The 15,264-nt window shown below is 54.4% G+C and carries 14 protein-coding genes and 1 pseudogene; 8 read left to right on the plus strand and 7 right to left on the minus strand.

The features are described from left to right. Positions 1-80: 80 nt before the first annotated feature. Positions 81-1,145 carry a GlxA family transcriptional regulator gene (locus ACUY4S_RS08850; protein ID WP_458022597.1) on the minus strand — a complete coding sequence of 355 codons (1,065 nt, stop codon included), beginning with the start codon at positions 1,143-1,145 and terminating at the stop codon, positions 81-83. A 120-nt stretch (positions 1,146-1,265) separates the two neighbouring features. Here ACUY4S_RS08850 and ACUY4S_RS08855 point away from each other — a divergent pair, with 120 nt between their 5' ends. The 3 genes from ACUY4S_RS08855 to ACUY4S_RS08865 are packed head-to-tail and all read left to right on the plus strand — an operon-like array spanning position 1,266 to position 2,992. After that, positions 1,266-1,997 carry an alpha/beta fold hydrolase gene (locus ACUY4S_RS08855; RefSeq protein ID WP_458022648.1) on the plus strand — a complete coding sequence of 244 codons (732 nt, stop codon included), beginning with the start codon at positions 1,266-1,268 and terminating at the stop codon, positions 1,995-1,997. Positions 1,998-2,021: 24 nt separating this feature from the next. Then, positions 2,022-2,657 (plus strand): FMN-dependent NADH-azoreductase, encoded by a 636-nt coding sequence (locus ACUY4S_RS08860; RefSeq protein ID WP_312687556.1) that lies wholly within the window; start codon positions 2,022-2,024, stop codon positions 2,655-2,657. Continuing rightward, positions 2,657-2,992, plus strand: coding sequence for a YciI family protein (locus ACUY4S_RS08865; protein ID WP_458022596.1), 336 nt, complete (start codon positions 2,657-2,659; stop codon positions 2,990-2,992). The genes ACUY4S_RS08860 and ACUY4S_RS08865 overlap by 1 nt, the downstream gene beginning before the upstream one ends. Positions 2,993-3,025: 33 nt before the next feature. Here the strand turns inward: ACUY4S_RS08865 and ACUY4S_RS08870 are convergent, their stop codons facing one another. Then, positions 3,026-3,841, minus strand: coding sequence for an MBL fold metallo-hydrolase (locus tag ACUY4S_RS08870; RefSeq protein WP_458022595.1), 816 nt, complete (start codon positions 3,839-3,841; stop codon positions 3,026-3,028). Positions 3,842-3,956: 115 nt separating this feature from the next. Between ACUY4S_RS08870 and ACUY4S_RS08875 the strand changes: the two are divergent. Continuing rightward, positions 3,957-4,268: pseudogene (locus ACUY4S_RS08875) on the plus strand (hypothetical protein). A gap of 85 nt (positions 4,269-4,353) precedes the next feature. Here ACUY4S_RS08875 and ACUY4S_RS08880 read toward each other — a convergent pair. After that, the gene (locus ACUY4S_RS08880; RefSeq protein WP_458022594.1) at positions 4,354-5,130 is read right to left on the minus strand and encodes a MipA/OmpV family protein; all 777 of its coding nucleotides are present in this window, start codon (positions 5,128-5,130) and stop codon (positions 4,354-4,356) included. 105 nt (positions 5,131-5,235) lie between these two features. Between ACUY4S_RS08880 and ACUY4S_RS08885 the strand changes: the two genes are divergently transcribed. Next, the gene (locus ACUY4S_RS08885; protein WP_312687547.1) at positions 5,236-5,922 is read left to right on the plus strand and encodes a response regulator; all 687 of its coding nucleotides are present in this window, start codon (positions 5,236-5,238) and stop codon (positions 5,920-5,922) included. After that, complete coding sequence (locus ACUY4S_RS08890; RefSeq protein WP_312687545.1) at positions 5,919-7,106, plus strand: sensor histidine kinase; 1,188 nt, start codon at positions 5,919-5,921, stop codon at positions 7,104-7,106. Before ACUY4S_RS08885 ends, ACUY4S_RS08890 begins: the two co-directional genes overlap by 4 nt. Positions 7,107-7,361: 255 nt before the next feature. On the opposite strand, the gene ACUY4S_RS08895 is transcribed toward ACUY4S_RS08890, so the two are convergent. Together ACUY4S_RS08895 and ACUY4S_RS08900 are read right to left on the minus strand one after the other, a co-directional pair. Next, positions 7,362-8,249 (minus strand): GNAT family N-acetyltransferase, encoded by an 888-nt coding sequence (locus ACUY4S_RS08895; RefSeq protein ID WP_458022593.1) that lies wholly within the window; start codon positions 8,247-8,249, stop codon positions 7,362-7,364. Between the two features lie 27 nt (positions 8,250-8,276). Then, the gene (locus ACUY4S_RS08900; RefSeq protein ID WP_458022592.1) at positions 8,277-9,695 is read right to left on the minus strand and encodes an efflux transporter outer membrane subunit; all 1,419 of its coding nucleotides are present in this window, start codon (positions 9,693-9,695) and stop codon (positions 8,277-8,279) included. Positions 9,696-9,922: 227 nt separating this feature from the next. Here ACUY4S_RS08900 and ACUY4S_RS08905 point away from each other — a divergent pair, with 227 nt between their 5' ends. After that, the gene (locus tag ACUY4S_RS08905) at positions 9,923-11,032 is read left to right on the plus strand and encodes an efflux RND transporter periplasmic adaptor subunit (RefSeq protein ID WP_458022591.1); all 1,110 of its coding nucleotides are present in this window, start codon (positions 9,923-9,925) and stop codon (positions 11,030-11,032) included. Continuing rightward, positions 11,029-14,091 carry an efflux RND transporter permease subunit gene (locus tag ACUY4S_RS08910; RefSeq protein ID WP_458022590.1) on the plus strand — a complete coding sequence of 1,021 codons (3,063 nt, stop codon included), beginning with the start codon at positions 11,029-11,031 and terminating at the stop codon, positions 14,089-14,091. Before ACUY4S_RS08905 ends, ACUY4S_RS08910 begins: the two co-directional genes overlap by 4 nt. 92 nt (positions 14,092-14,183) lie before the next feature. Here the strand turns inward: ACUY4S_RS08910 and ACUY4S_RS08915 are convergent, their stop codons facing one another. Together ACUY4S_RS08915 and ACUY4S_RS08920 are read right to left on the minus strand one after the other, a co-directional pair. Then, positions 14,184-14,639 (minus strand): nuclear transport factor 2 family protein, encoded by a 456-nt coding sequence (locus ACUY4S_RS08915; RefSeq protein ID WP_458022589.1) that lies wholly within the window; start codon positions 14,637-14,639, stop codon positions 14,184-14,186. A gap of 25 nt (positions 14,640-14,664) precedes the next feature. Further along, positions 14,665-15,219: a VOC family protein gene (locus ACUY4S_RS08920; RefSeq protein ID WP_458022588.1), complete on the minus strand. Its 555-nt coding sequence runs from the start codon at positions 15,217-15,219 to the stop codon at positions 14,665-14,667. Between the last annotated feature and the right edge of the window lie 45 nt (positions 15,220-15,264).

Raw genomic sequence — 15,264 nt, forward strand, 5'->3', positions numbered from 1 at the left:
GTCAGGCCCACGGCAGGCAGGCGACAGCCGCCTGACAGCAGGCTGACAGAGACGATCCGCAACGGTAGAAGGCGGCGTGGTCAGGTGGGGCTGACATCGCCCATGCGGGTTTTAACCCACTGGCGGTAACTGCCCGGCGACATGCCCATCAGCGCACTAAAAGCCCGCCGGAACGCCGTCTCATCTTTGTAACCGCAAGCGAGCGCCACCTGTAATACGCTTTTCGCCGGCATGGACAAAAGCATGGCCGCATTTTCAATTCGCACCCGGGTAATAAACGCTTTTGGGCTTTCCTGAATGAGCGCCGCCATTTTGCGGTTCAGTGTGCGGGTGGTCATGTTGAGCGCCGCCGCCAGTTGTTCGACGGTGATGTCCGGGTGCTGATACCGCACCAGATGCTCTGCCTGCATCAGAAGAGGGTGCCTGGCATTAAGGAAGCCACCAGGGGCATAAAGCTGTTGCGACAAGGGCTGGCTGTCCGCCACCGCCATATCGGCGGTCAGTCTGGCTAATTCGCTCCCCGCATGCTGGCGGACGAGGTGGATAACCAAATCGACCCATGACAGGGGGCCGCCGGTGGTCACCACGTTATCTTGTTCGACCAGTACTCTTCCCCATTGCGGTCGGGCCTTTGTGAAGCGATCCCGAAAGGTGTGATACAGCCACCAGGTGGTGGCGCAATCCCGTTCATCCAGTAACCCCGCTTCAGCAAGCACAAAACTGCCGGCGCAGGCACCGGCTACACCGCTTCCCTGCTGGTATTGCTGTTTCAGCCACGCGGCGGCGGCTGTCACGGCTTCCCGCTCTAGCGGGTATTTTTGCTCATCCAGTTGCATGCCGCTGGCAATGATCAGATTGAAGCGCGGCACGCTGTCAAAGGCACCGTCGCTGGCTATTTCCCGACCCTGCACATCGGCAACGGGTTTACCGTCGCGGGTGATCACGCTGACGTCAAAAAAAGGCGAGTCGCGTTGCAGCGCTGGATTGAGCGTCGGGTTTTGCACAATAACCTGATTTGCCAGCCAGAACATGTCCGCCAGCCCGGAGAGGGCCGATCGCATACTGCCCGGCAGTGCCAGTAAGCCAATTTTCATGGTGAATTCCCGAAGCTGAAATAATGTCTGATTTTGCATGTTACATGTCATTAAAGACACTTCATAGCGCACAACGCTGGCCGTTACACTGATGAAAATTCACTGCACTCACGCAATAAGGAGCGGGGCAGGGTGAGACATTTCAATAACATCATTCGACGACTGAGGCTAATGACCGGCCTGCTGGTGGCGTTTAACCCGGCTTCACACGCGGAGGATCGCAACATCAAAAATATCGTCCTGGTTCACGGTGCCTTTACCGATGGCTCAAGCTGGTCTGCCGTAACGGCACGGCTTCAGGCTAAGGGGTATCACGTTACCGCCGTGCAAAACCCGCTGACCTCGCTTCATGAGGATGTGGCAGCCACAGAACGGGTGATTGAACGGCAGAAAGGGAGTGTGTTGCTGGTGGGGCACTCATGGGGTGGCGCGGTGATCACCCAGGCCGGAAATGCGGCAGCGGTAAAGGGGCTGGTCTATTTATCTGCGCTGGTACCGGACAGGGGTGAATCGGTAGCACAAGCGCTGGCGCGGTTTGGTGCGCCAATGCAGGGTATGACAGCGGATAAGCAGGGCCTGATTTGGCTCGATAACGCCGCGATGTTTCAGCGCCTGATGGCCAATGATCTTGCCGCGCCGCAGGCGCGTCTGCTGGCCGCTGTTCAACAACCTATTACGGCGGCAGCCTTTGAGGAGAAAGTGACTGCTGCTGCGTGGCGTGACAAACCGAGCTGGTATCTCATTACCGAAAATGACCACGCGCTGAACGCAGCGGTTCAGGCCCGTTTCGCCAGGCAGATCAATGCCCATGTTTCACGAGTACCTTCAGCTCACATGTCTATGATGTCGCACCCTGCAGCGGTGGCCGAACTGATAGACCGGGCTGCACGTCGTCTTCATTAACCCTTCTTTGCAAAGGTGGAACGTATGAAAGTCCTGCATCTCGACGCCAGTATTACCGGAGAATATTCCCTTACTCGTCAGCTTTCCCGCGAGGTTGTCAATACGCTGACCGCGCGCGGAAACGTTAATAGCGTGATTTACCGGGATCTGGTGAAAGACGAAATCAGCCATTTAACGGGAGCCATCGCCGCAGGTTTCCGCCCGGTTCCTGGTAACGAGCCCACACCCGACGCACTGACCCGTGAATATCAAACGTCAGACACACTGATGGCTGAGTTTCTGGCAAGTGATGTGATTGTAATGGGCGCGCCGATGTACAATTTCTCTGTTTCCTCCCAACTGAAAGCCTGGCTTGACCGCCTTGCCCAGCCGGGTAAAACCTTCCGTTATACCGCAGAAGGCCCGATCGGGCTGGTGAAAGAGAAAAAGGTGATCATCGTTTCCGCAAGAGGGGGGTTTTATTATCAGACACCCCTGGAAAAAATGGATTTTCAGGAGCGTTATTTGCGCACGTTTCTGGGTTTCCTCGGCATTACAGATATTGCCGTGATCCGGGCTGAGGGTGCGTCTAAAACCGATGAAATCAAACAGCGCGGGATTGCACAAGCGCTGGAAACCCTGCCTTCAGTCATCGACGATCTTTTACGTGCGGAGAAATAATGATGTTGCATGCTGTCATACTGCATTACCAGTGCCGCAAAGAGGAACTTACCGTTCACCTTGAAGGGCATAAAACCTGGCTAATTAATGGGATGAGTTCAGGCAGGGTTATTTTCGCCGGGCCATTAAGTGACAACCGCGGCGGGTTTATTCTGCTTGACGGGGAAAATGAAGAGCACGTCGTGCAGTACATGCAAACCGATCCCTTTGTCGACTATCACCTTGTCAGCGTGACGATCTACAGCATTGAACCGGCGATGATTGCGCAGGGCTTCGCGGAAAAGTGGGCACCGACAGCGAAGGTGATCGCCGCCAGCGGCCCAGGCGGAAGCTAAAAAGCGGGCCACAGCCAATCTGGCCAACGTTTCTCACCGGCAATGATTTGCCGGTGTGTCCTCCAGGCAGGCAATATACATTTCAGCGGAACGGCGCACGATATCGTCTGCCTGTTCCGTTATTTCTCTGCCTTCAAACCCGCCGTAGAGTTTCGCAAACCGCAGACTTTCCAGGCGGCGCACCATCTCGCTAACCGTTGCGCCGGGGAGCGGCAACATATTGGGGTAGCTCCACATAAACGAGACGGCATTTGCGCCAGGCGTGACTTGCAACGTATCGCCGGTGAACAACGCGCCGTCGCCGCGTGACCAGTGCAGCACGCTGCTGCCGGGGAAATGCCCGCCCGTACGGAGAATGCTCACCTCTGTGTTTAGCGCAAAGGAATCGCCTTCCCACAATGTCAGGTAGGGACTGTCGCGCATGATCCACTGGCGATCGCTGGCGTGCAGGTAAACCGGAGCCGCAAATTCCGCCGCCCAGTCTTGCAGAGTGGTGTAAAAATGCGGATGTGAAATGGCGATAGCCTTTAGCCCACCCAGTGCGGAAATCAGCGTTTTGGTGGCATCGTCCAGGTTGGCGATGCAGTCCCATAAAATATTGCCTTCCGCGGTGCGCAGCAGGAACGCTCGTTGGCCGATGGCAAATTCCGGTACCGTGCTCATGCTCAGCAGATCGTGTTCGTGCTGCTGCCATTTATTGGTGTGCGTGGCAATGAGGTCAGGGAAGTTAACCCATTGCTGCCCAGTTTTGGGCACAAACTGACGCGCATCCGCACAAATGGCGCACCGTGCCGGAGGGGAGGACGTTATGGACCAGGAAGTGCCGCAGGCGTTGCAAAGTGTGATCATCGCGTTGTCCTTTTTTTGTTTACCCTTCAAGCCTGGCACAGCCTGTAGCGGGCGTGACACTCTGCCTAACGAAGGAGGGTATGCTGCTCCTTCATGACCAACAGAGGAAAAACGCATGATTGTCCGTACATGGCACGGTTGCGTTCCGCTTCAGCATGCGGAAGGCTTCGCGAAACACCTTGAACTTACCGGTGTATGACATGCTAAAAGCATCGCGGGAAACCGGGGCGCGTGGGTGCGCAGAGAAGATCAGGGGGACTGGGCGCATTTTTTTCTTGCCACCTACTGGCAGGATCTTGCGGCGGTGAAGGCATTCGCCGGGGAACATTATCATGTTGCCGTGACCTATCCGGACGATGAGGTTTTTGCGTTGTTGTCCGACCCCTATGTTTTTCAGCATCAGGTGGACGCGGTTACACCGCTGTAAAAGGCATTCAGCCACGCCCTGCAAGAGACGATGTTGCGGTAAACCTGCCTGCTGGCTTCATGCCGTCAGACAGGTTTTTCGCATCTTAAAATGTGTAAGCTGCGCCGAGGGTGAAGGTAAAATAATCGTCTTTTTTAACAATCGGACTGTTGTTCACCCGATTGGGTAAAGTGGTATAACGCACATCAGCATAACCTGACCAGTTATTACTGAACATATGTTGCCAGTTAATACCGTAATCAATACTGTTAATACCGCTCCCCGCAGAATATTTTCTGAAGCCAGAATTTACACTTTGTTTATCATTCACACCAAACCAGGTATTATTAAAGCGGGCATCACCATATTTGGCTTCAGAGCTGAAAACGAGCGTATCAATATCATTATTAAAGGCCACAATATTCACTTTCCCGGTATATTGCATCCCCTGGCTGTCCGTCAGCGGAGCAATGATATTACCTTCAAAGCCAATCCACGGGGTGGCCCACCATCCCATCGTCGCTGTGGTGGTTATTGCAGGGTCGATTTTCCCCATGCCTTTTAGCGTGTCCGAACCGTCCTGAATCCATGAGTTACCGCTATCCGTGCGGCCTGTCGAATAGCCAATCGCCTGACCGAGATAAAGACCATTGTCGAACTGATGGCTATAACCCAGGCCTTTTTCTGTATTGAGGAACCAGCCACCAGAAGTCCATTCGAAGTAAGGTAATGCATGCGTCTCATACTTATCGGAACCGGTATATTTTGGTGCATACTGTGCGCCCAGTCCGAGGGTAATTGATGACGATGAATTTTCTGCTGCAGCGTGCACTGAAAATGAAATAATAAATAATGCAGCAACAGTGGTTTTTATTTCCTTCATAAAACTCCCGGGATCAATTATGCTTACAACAATGGGATTCAAAGTATGCATGCAGATAATCAAAATACCTGCAAGATTTAATCAAGATTCTGTCAAGGTGCGAATGTGAAACGTGTCTTAATTATTGAAGATGACCTCGATGCGGCGAATGTGCTTGAGGCTTATCTCAAGCATGATCAATTTCAAACATCCATCGCCAGCAATGGCCAGCGTGGTCTGGAGCTGGTGTTTAGCTGGAAGCCTGACATTGTTTTGCTTGACGTAATGCTGCCCGCGTTGAGTGGCACGGATGTTTTGCTTGCGCTGCGCCGCCGGAGCGATGTGCCGGTGATCATGATCACCGCGGTCAGTGACGGTAGCGATAAAATCACCGCGCTGCGTTTTGGCGCCGATGACTACGTGGTCAAACCCTATAACCCCGGTGAAGTGGTGGCCAGGGTGCATGCCGTGCTGCGGCGCTATGCGGGCGAACGCAGTAATGCCTTGATTCAGTTCAGGGGGCTGAAAGCAGACACCGAGTCGATGACCGTCAGTGTGGAAGATGGAAACGGGGCCTCAACAATACTGGATCTGACGCCGACGGAGCTTTCCTTGTTGGTCACTTTTTTGAAGTCGCCGAATAAAGCGTTCACCCGCCAGGCGTTGCTGGAAGCCTGCCTGCCTGAAAGTGATGCGCTGGAACGCGTGGTGGATACCCATATTTATAATTTACGCAAAAAACTGGAAGCGGCAGGGCAAACCGATCTGCTGATTAATATTCGCGGCATTGGTTACAGGTTTGCCAACCTATGAAACCCTTTCAGTCCCAGCCGCAAAAAGAACCGCGCACCTTATGGGCATGGATTTGCCGGCGTTTGGTCTCGCTTGCCGTCGGCAGCATTTTCATTATCGCTTTTCTCATGTGGCTGCGATTTTATGTGCAGAATAAATGGCACGAATATCGGATGCCGGAAGCAGTGCGAGCGGAACTCGCTGTGCTGCTTCAAAACCCGATGCAGGACATTAACCGTTACCACCAAATTATTGATACCTGGTACGGGCTACACTATTCCGACCCAACTATCGGGGTTATGGACTGGTTGATTCTGGTTGCGCTGGTGCTGGTGTTTATTCCCGTTATTGTGCTGGTTACACTGAAGGCTGCGCGGCCCATTTCACACCATATCGGCCGGCTGGATCGCGCTGCCCGCTCTGTGGCCACGGGGGGGTTCGGCTATAAAATACCGGTTCCTGAAACACTGCCGCTTGAATTACGCAGCCTCACTGAAAACTTTAATGGCATGTCGTTGCAGCTTGAACGGTATGAAAAGGACTTGAAAAAAGCGCACGTCATGTTGGCGCATGAGCTTCGCTCGCCGCTTACTGCCGCCATTGGGCGCTTACAAGGGATGATTGACGGGATATTTGAACCCACGCCGGACCAGTTGAATATGGTCATGCGACAAATGAAAGCCCTGAACCGGCTGGTAGAAGATCTGCATTTGCTGAAACTGGCAGATGCCGGTGAGCTTAACCTCAATATTATGCCGGTCAATATCAATGATATTGTCCGGGAGAAGATTGCATGGATAACGCCAACGGCAGAAAAGGCCGGGGTCGCCATTACCCAGCAGAAATTGCCCGCGCTTACGGCAATGGCCGATCCGTATCGTATTGGCCAGGTTTTCCTGATACTGATGGATAATGCGTTGCGCTATGCCGCTGACGGGAAAATCATCGCGATCAGTTATCGCACCGACGGCGAGACAGTCAGCGTTATTTTCAGGGATCAGGGGCCCGCGGTAGCGGATAATTTTCTGGAAAATATCTTTGCCCCGTTTGTGCGCGAAGATACCTCCCGCTCCCGCCATGCCGGTGGTTCCGGGCTGGGGTTATCCATCGCTCACGCTATTTGCGCAGCGCACGGCGGTAAGCTGAGCGTTGAAAAGTGCAGCGAGGGTGGGCTGGCATTCAATGTGCAACTTCGCGTGCGTTAATTTATTGGGTAGGTTGACGTATTCTTAACAATACGCGCGCAGAAACTTGATGATGAGGGCGTTAAATACAGGGTAAACGGAGGTTTACCATGTCGTTTACGCTCATTGATTGTTTGCTGTCCGCGTATCATAAAATGCCTTATCGCTGCATCTGGATACTCATCATCGCGCTGTTTCTTTTTGCTGTTCAGATTGTGCTGGCAATAATGCTGGATGCTCCCGCATCACGTCGAAAATAACCGCTGTACGAAGCGGTTAGCAGATTATTTTGCCGGTGCGCGTCGGTTCTGACCACCGCAGTTTATATTCCCAGTTCTTGTCGTACAGTCCGATAGCAAAGGCCATGTGTTTATTTTGTGCGTGGCATAATTTGCGGGCATCGGTGATGTTCGCCCACATCAACAGACTGCCGGGGCTGTGCTGCGCAAATTGCGGATCCAGCCCGCCATTGGGTACATCAAAATAAATCATACGCTGGCTCGGAGCCGCCAGAACCAGGTCAATGGCACAGGGCATGCCGTCAAAAAACAAGACATTGCCAAAAATCATATGCCGTACAGCAGACAGCAATTCTGTTATTTTCATTCGGTCATAGCATCTTACCGTATCAGCAAAACGGCGTTTGAAAAGGTATACATAAAGCCGGGCAATCTCGGCGGAGGACAATTCAGCGAGCGGATAACAGGTGCCGCCGGCCGCAAGAAATTTTTTTAATTCACTGTTTCTTTTGCGTGTGGTTTTGACGGAAAAGTGATCCTTTATGCGGCATATCTGGCGTTTGTTACGGTAAATAAATGCCGCATTAATAATATTGCGACGATTTGCCGCCGACAGGCGATTCGTTCGCTCCGGAAACCAGATTTTTTGTTCCGCAGCCACTGGCATCATCACCTCATCATAGGATATCGGATAGTCGCGCCAGACATTCAATCCGACGTGTTTCCCATCAGCAGTGAAATACGCAGCAGTGGTTTCGCCCCGCTGGCAATAGTGCCAGAATGTGAACTTCATACACCCTTTTTTTAAAAAGAATTGCACCAGATCCGGGTGCATATTTACGCTGCCACCAAATTGATAATACGCAGCGGCATAACGTTCAAAATCACAGGGGGACCACCCCATGAGTTTATGTTTTATATTCATTATTCCGTAACCTGAATTAAAAAAGCGTTAAATCGTATTATCGCCACCCAGCACGGCATACAGTTTTACCGTCTGAATCAGATAGTGCAGACGCGATTCAAGCTGTTGTTTTTGTGCTTCGAGGAGGTCGTTGTTTTGCTGTATCAGGCTCTCTTTACTGAGCTGACCGGCAGCCTGAGACATGGTGCTCATCTGGTACTGTTTTAGTGCCGCGCGGTATATCGCCTCACTATCATCCAACTGGGCTTTCATGGCCGTCTGGCCTGCAAGGGCATCGGAGACATCCCTGAATGCCTGTTGAATGGCTTTCTGGTAATTCACTATTTCAATTTGCTTATTCAGATCGGCGTTCGTCAGGTTGGCTGCATTTTTTCCCCCATCAAAGATGGGCAATGTTATGGAGGGCACAAAACTCCAGGCCGCGGTGCCGCCTGTTAACAGCTTACCGAGATCTGCCGAGGAGGAGCCGCCCGCCGCGGTAATTGAGATGGTCGGGAAAAAAGCTGCCCGTGCCGCGCCAATACGCGCGTTTGCAGCCTGCAATTGGTACTCTGCCGCCACGATGTCCGGGCGTTTGAGCAGCACTTCGGAGGGCAAGCCGCTTGCCAGCGCCGGGAAATGCCAGGCCTGATCGAGGGTCGCGCCAGTGAACAACGAGGCAGGCAACGGCTGGCCGACAAGAAGTTGCAAGGCATTGTAATTTTGCTGGGCCTGTAACTTAAGCTGCATCAGTTGCGCTTGCGCGCGGTCGGCCGCTTTGCTGGCATTCATGACTTCATTCTGGCTTAACGCGCCTGCCGCGCAGGCCTGCTGCGCCATTTCTTTCAGCGTCAGTGTATTGTTAACCAGGCGCTCATAAATACCCACGGCTTGCTGGGTGGAGAGATAAGTAAACCAGGCACTGACGGTTTGTTCGATTAAATTAATGCGCAGCGCCCTTGAGGCGGCTCCGGCAGCGAGATACTCGTTTAGCGCGGCCTCTTTCAGGCTTTGCAGACGCCCCCAAAAATCGATTTCCCACGAGGCTGACACCAGTTTTGCATCATATTGTCGCCACGTTACCGCTCCCGTATCGACGGTGTCGAAGATGCCAGCCGGTTCATGGGCCGCGGTTTTCTCGAGAGTAAGAGTGATATTCGGTAGCGGTGATAACCGTTCTACGCCATATTGCGCCGCGACTTTTTTTAAATTCAGCGCTGAAACCTGCATGTCTTTATTTCCGGCGATGGTCAGCGCGATCAATTGTTGTAATCGGGCATCGCTAAAAAAAGGAGGGGCGGTGTGAGAAGCGACAGCTACTGTATTATCCGCAATGATCTGCTGATTCCAGCGCAGGGGGATATGCGCGTCCGGGCGATGATAATTCGGCGCAAGATGGCAGCCTGTTAATAATGCTGAAAACAGTGCGGCAGTTAATAATGAAAGTGGGGTGGTCGCTGACGCCATTATTCCGTCTCCGAAGCCTCGTGAATATGAATGAAAGACGGCTTTTCCCGCCTGCACGGCAGATTATCCAGAGCTTTATCAATAAACGGTCAAGGGCCATTCAAGGTTGACGCAATATTGTGGTAAAGGGGGATTTTTTATTAGCGTTGACCATATCTTGATAATCCCTCATCTATTCCTTGTTCTTCCTGCGTTGAGATACTGACCTGGAATAACCCGGGATTGATATGATGCGATATCAGAAAAAAACAACGCTTCAGGAACGGATCACCTCGCCTTCAGGTAAAGTGATTTGCGCCTTTGCTTTTTCGCTGCTGCTGGCGGCGTGCGATGATAGCCAGATAAAAACCGCGTCTCTGCGGCCCGTGAAGACCTGGATCGTTAGCCAGGCGCAGCCCGCGCCGTCCATGACCTGGACAGGAACAATTGAGCCTGCCGAAGAGGTCACACTGCAATTTCGTCTCAACGGTAAACTGGGCAGCAAGCCGGTCGATGTTGGGGCCAGCGTGACGAAAAACCAGACGGTAGCGCAACTGACGGCAACGCAGAGCGCCGAAGACACCGCTGCGGCACTGGCGGAATATCAGGATGCCGTGGTGGCCGAGGAGAAGGGGCGCCAGGCCCTGGAAAGAAGTAAAAAGCTGTTTGCTATTGGCACCGTTTCACGCGCTCAACTTGAAGAGGCGGTATCCTCTCTTGCCACACTGACCGCGCGCAAAGTCCGTGCGCAGGCGCAAAAAAATAACGCCCTGAATGGATCCGATTTCAGCAAACTGCAGGCGCCGTTCGATGGCAGGGTGACGGCTTATCCCGCGATGGTTGGGCAAAACATCTCCGCTGGTCAGGATGTGCTCAAGATCGCTTCTGCACAGGCGGAAGTGCAATTCAGCGTGTCCTCTGAACTGGCAGCAGCGCTTCACCCCGGCGACGGGCTTACTGTGCTTTACGCAGGTCGCCGCCTGCCCGGACACATCAGGTACATCACTCCGCAACTCGACAGCACCACCCGCACCAGTCTGGTTCGCGCCTCGCTGGTGACAGAGGGTGTTGATCCGGTGTTTGGCACAGCAGTCTCTGTTGAGCTTGCGGTTGCAAAAGAGCAGGTGATGCCTTTACCTGCCTCTGCACTGACGCGTGCGGGCGATCAACCGGCGGTATTTGTTGTCAACCCGACCACCGGCGCACTCGATATCCGCCCGGTCAGCATCGCCCGTTTTTCTGCGGATAAAGCCTACGTCTCGGCGGGCCTGAAAACCGGCGAGAAAGTGGTCACGGCTGGCGTCAATACATTACAGAACGGGGAAAAGGTGAGTACCGGTGCTGAGGCCGCAAAATGAATCTTGAGAAATATAACCTTTCCGCATGGGCTTTAGCCCATCAGCAACTGGTCAGTTTTTTTCTGCTGATCATTATGGCCGCAGGTTGCCTCTCTTTCACCGCACTTCCGCGTGACGAGGATCCGGCCTTTACCATTAAAACCGCCGTGATCAGCGTTGACTGGCCGGGAGCCACCCCGAAGGAGATGGTCGATTTGGTGGCCGATCCGATCGAAAAAGCGGTGCAGGAGCTACGCTGGTTTGACAGCGTAGACAGCCTGAGTCGTAACGGCCATAGCGAAATCACCGTGAACCTGCTGGATGCCACGCCGCCTTCTGAGGTGAAGCCATCCTGGGAATCGTTGCGCAAAAAAATGCGCGATATCGCCCCCAGCCTGCCAGAAGGTACCAGCGAACCGGCGGTAAACGATGAGTACGATGCCACTTACGGCACGATTTATGGCATCACCGGTGAGGGGTTTTCCAGCGAGGAGTTCCGCACTTTCGCCGATAACATCCAGCGCGATCTCCGCACGGTGAAGGATATCGGCCGCACAGTACAGATCGGTGTGCAGCCCCAGCAGGTGATCCTGAGCTTCTCTGCACGCCAGCTTGCGACCATGGGGATCTCCCCGGACGACATTTTGACGGCGCTGAAAAACAATAATGCCGTCACGCCATCAGGAGATTTACGCACCGCGGATGACCGTATCCGTTTTCAAATCAGCGGCACGAAGCTGAATGAGGATGCGCTGAAACAGATCACGTTGCATGCCGGCGGGCGCGCCATTTCGCTGCCGGAAATCGTTACCGTTACGCGAAAAAACGCGCAAACGCCGCAGCCGGTGTTCCATGTTAATGGCCAGCCTGCACTGGGCATCGGCATCGCGATGTCGCCGGGCGGCAATATGTTGCAGTTTGGCAAAGCACTGGATAACAAGCTGGCGCAGATCACCGCCACGCTGCCGCATGGCATCACGATAACCAAAGTCGCCACGCAACCTGCGATTGTTGACGAGGCCGTCGACGGCTTTTTACACGTCCTGCTGGAAGCCATCATCATTGTGATGGCCGTATCGTTTGTTTCGCTGGGGTTGCGGGCAGGGCTGGTTGTCGCTGTGGCTATTCCTATCGTGCTGGCGCTGACTTTCGTGGGGATGGATCTGGCCGGGGTAGGGCTACAGCGGATTTCGTTGGGTGCGTTGATCATCGCGCTGGGTCTGCTGGTGGATGACGCCATGATCACCATTGAGTCGATGGTTTCACACCTTGAGAAAGGGGAGCCGTTGCGCAAAGCGGCTTCCAGCGCCTTTGTCAAAACCGCCTTTCCAATGCTCACAGGCACGCTGGTGATGATTGCCGGGTTTATTCCCGTCGGGTTCGCCAAATCGATGGCGGGGGAGTACTGCTATTCGTTATTTGCGGTGATCTTTATTTCCTTACTCAGTTCCTGGATTGTGGCGGTGCTGTTCTCCCCCCTTAGCGGAGTCTGGCTACTCAATGGTGCGAAGGTCGCCCGGCATGATGATGCCCGACCCGGTCGCGTGGCGGGGATGTATCACCGCTTGCTGGCATTTACCCTACGTCACCGCATCGCCGTTATTGCCTCATCCGTGCTGCTGTTCGTGATCGCCGCCTGGAGCAGTCAGTGGTTGAAAAGTGAGTTTTTCCCCGCCTCAGACCGCCCGGAACTGCTTGTCAGCCTGACGTTACCGCAAAACGCCACGCAAGCGCTGACCGAAAAAGAGACCCGGCGGCTGGAGAGACTTCTCAGTAACAATCAGAACGTTCGCCGCTACTCCTCGTACATTGGCACCGGCGCGGTGCGTTTCTATCTGCCGATGGATATTTTGTCGGACGCAGAAAATACCGCTCAACTGGTGGTGGTCGCGAAAGATCTGGCCGCGCGGGAAACGCTGCAGGCTGAACTGACCACCGTTCTGCAACAGCAGTTCAGCGATATTGTGACGCGTATTGCGCCGCTTGAACTGGGCCCGCCGGTTGGCTGGCCATTGAAATACCGTGTTACCGGGCCGGATTTCAATCAGACCCGCATTTATGCACACCAACTGTCTGGCCTGCTGGCAAAAGATACGCGCGTCACGGGACTGAATATGACGGCGGGCGATCCGCAGCGTACCGTGAAGGTCACAATCAACCAGGCCGCCGCCAGCCTCGCGGGCCTTGACGCTGAGCGCATCGCGAAAACGCTGAACATGTTTTATACCGGTCTGCCGGTGACTGAATTGCGGGAGAACACGCACCGTACAGAGGTTATTTTGCAGGGCAGCGATGAAGACAGACACAACCTTTCCGGTCTGGAAGGGACGCTGATTACAACCGCGACGGGCGCGAAAGTTCCCTTATCACAGGTGGCTTCTTTGTCATGGGGCTTAACCACCCCGGAGATCCAGCGCCGTAACCGGGAAGCTTCGGTAACGATTCAGGGCGATGTCATCGCCGGGCAGAATGTCAACCGGGTGGGAGCCGCGCTGGTTCCGGTCATCGATCGCTTCAGGCAAACGCTGCCGGCCGGGTACAATGTGGCGGTGAGCGGGGCATCTGAAGAGTCTGACAAAGGCAACGATTCTTTGATGTCCGTGCTGCCGGTAACCGTGATCGTGATGCTCGGCGTCATGATGGTGCAACTGCAGAGTTATTCACGGGTGATCCTCGCCACGCTGATGGCGCCATTTGGCTTTATCGGGGTGGTTGCCGCGTTACTGCCAACCGGCACGCCACTGGGGTTTGTCGCGCTGCTTGGCGTTATTGCGTTGAGTGGCATGATCATCCGTAATGCGATAATCCTGATTAGCGAGGCCGACGAGAACCTCAGGTCGGGCCTCGCCAGCCAGGATGCGATTGTGAATGCGGCGAAACACAGAGCCCGGCCTATTATGCTGACCGCCTGTGCGGCGATCTTCGGCATGATCCCCATTGCCCGGCAGGTTTTCTGGGGACCGATGGCATTTGCCATTATCGGCGGGCTGGTGGCAGCCACGTTTTTTACCCTGACACTGCTGCCGGCATTGCTGAGTTATTTACTGGCCTGGGAATCGCGACACTCCGCTGAGCAATAGGGCTTTGCCTGGCGGGTAAGAGCGTTAACGCGCTCAGCGCTTTTTTACCTCGGGTCGCGCGTTGGCGGGGAAGTCCCCGCCAGCCTGTTGCCTCAACGGCCAGGGAACACGCGTGCACTCGACAGCTTACCGTCTTTAAGCGTAAAGATATCCTCTCCGCGCACCCGATAAGGGTTGTCCTGCGGGCCGTAACCCCAGGTTACACGGGCAATGCCGTGATTCCACTCTGCCGCCGCTGGGGTAAAGATAAACCCCGGATGTTGTGCCTGAACCTGACGGATGGCGGCATTGACACGCGCCGATCCCGCTGACAGGCCGTTTTCGTCGGCCACGAAAAAATCGGCCGTGTAGACAGCGGCAAAACCTTTCGCTCGCGCTGCTGCATCGGTGTTATTCCAGAGCGCAAAATGGTTGTCGATGAGCTGTTGCAGTTCTGCAGGGGCTGCCAGGGTTGTCTCAATGTTCATGGTCGTGCTCTTTGCGAAGGTGATAGATGTGCCTGCCAGCAGTGCAGCCAGCAGTATCCTTTTGGGGATTAACGTTTTCATTGCTTTCTCCGGTGAGTGCAGGCCGTCACTGTCTCGGGCGCGCGTTGCCCACCAGTTCAATCTGCGAGCCCCAGGGTGTCAGGAAGTAAAACCACTGAGTACCATCGGCATTAGTCACTGGTTCGTTAAGCGTTTTCAGTCCCGCTTTCTTGATCGCCTCATAGCTGGATAAGACATCATGCGTTCTCAGCGCGATATGGGTGGCCGCGTCGTCATCCTGGTGTGGGCGGTGATGGTTAATGTGCTCGCCCCGGTACTGAAAGAGTTCCACCCCGGTCCCGTCTGGCAGACGCAACATGACAAAACGCGTTAGCTCGCTGGAGCGGCGCCAGTTGAAGGCAGATTTCCACGTTGCCGGGAGGGGGCCAGGTGTCGCGTCTGTCTCCAGCGTCGCGCCGAAGGTGGTCTGGAAAAAAACGATCGCCTTGTCCAGATCCGGCACATTGATGCCGGTATGATCGACACCCGCCACGGCGACCAGCGGCGCGGACGGGGCGCTGAAAGCCGGTGCAGCCATGCTGGCTGCGGCTAACAGCAGCGAAGATGCAAAGAGCGTTGAAGTGATACGGTTCGTTTTCATGGGGGTGTTCCTGTTGTCAGGGTTGCGATGGGAAAAGCATATCGA

It is taken from the genome of Kosakonia beeri (genome assembly GCF_054165705.1).

Coding starts and splice junctions, on each gene's coding strand:
- ACUY4S_RS08850 (WP_458022597.1), bottom strand. CDS start 1,145: ATGACATGTAACATGCAAAATCAGACATTATTTCAGCTTCGGGAATTC.
- ACUY4S_RS08855 (WP_458022648.1), top strand. CDS start 1,266: ATGACCGGCCTGCTGGTGGCGTTTAACCCGGCTTCACACGCGGAGGAT.
- ACUY4S_RS08860 (WP_312687556.1), top strand. CDS start 2,022: ATGAAAGTCCTGCATCTCGACGCCAGTATTACCGGAGAATATTCCCTT.
- ACUY4S_RS08865 (WP_458022596.1), top strand. CDS start 2,657: ATGATGTTGCATGCTGTCATACTGCATTACCAGTGCCGCAAAGAGGAA.
- ACUY4S_RS08870 (WP_458022595.1), bottom strand. CDS start 3,841: ATGATCACACTTTGCAACGCCTGCGGCACTTCCTGGTCCATAACGTCC.
- ACUY4S_RS08880 (WP_458022594.1), bottom strand. CDS start 5,130: ATGAAGGAAATAAAAACCACTGTTGCTGCATTATTTATTATTTCATTT.
- ACUY4S_RS08890 (WP_312687545.1), top strand. CDS start 5,919: ATGAAACCCTTTCAGTCCCAGCCGCAAAAAGAACCGCGCACCTTATGG.
- ACUY4S_RS08895 (WP_458022593.1), bottom strand. CDS start 8,249: ATGAATATAAAACATAAACTCATGGGGTGGTCCCCCTGTGATTTTGAA.
- ACUY4S_RS08900 (WP_458022592.1), bottom strand. CDS start 9,695: ATGGCGTCAGCGACCACCCCACTTTCATTATTAACTGCCGCACTGTTT.
- ACUY4S_RS08905 (WP_458022591.1), top strand. CDS start 9,923: ATGATGCGATATCAGAAAAAAACAACGCTTCAGGAACGGATCACCTCG.
- ACUY4S_RS08910 (WP_458022590.1), top strand. CDS start 11,029: ATGAATCTTGAGAAATATAACCTTTCCGCATGGGCTTTAGCCCATCAG.
- ACUY4S_RS08915 (WP_458022589.1), bottom strand. CDS start 14,639: ATGAAAACGTTAATCCCCAAAAGGATACTGCTGGCTGCACTGCTGGCA.
- ACUY4S_RS08920 (WP_458022588.1), bottom strand. CDS start 15,219: ATGAAAACGAACCGTATCACTTCAACGCTCTTTGCATCTTCGCTGCTG.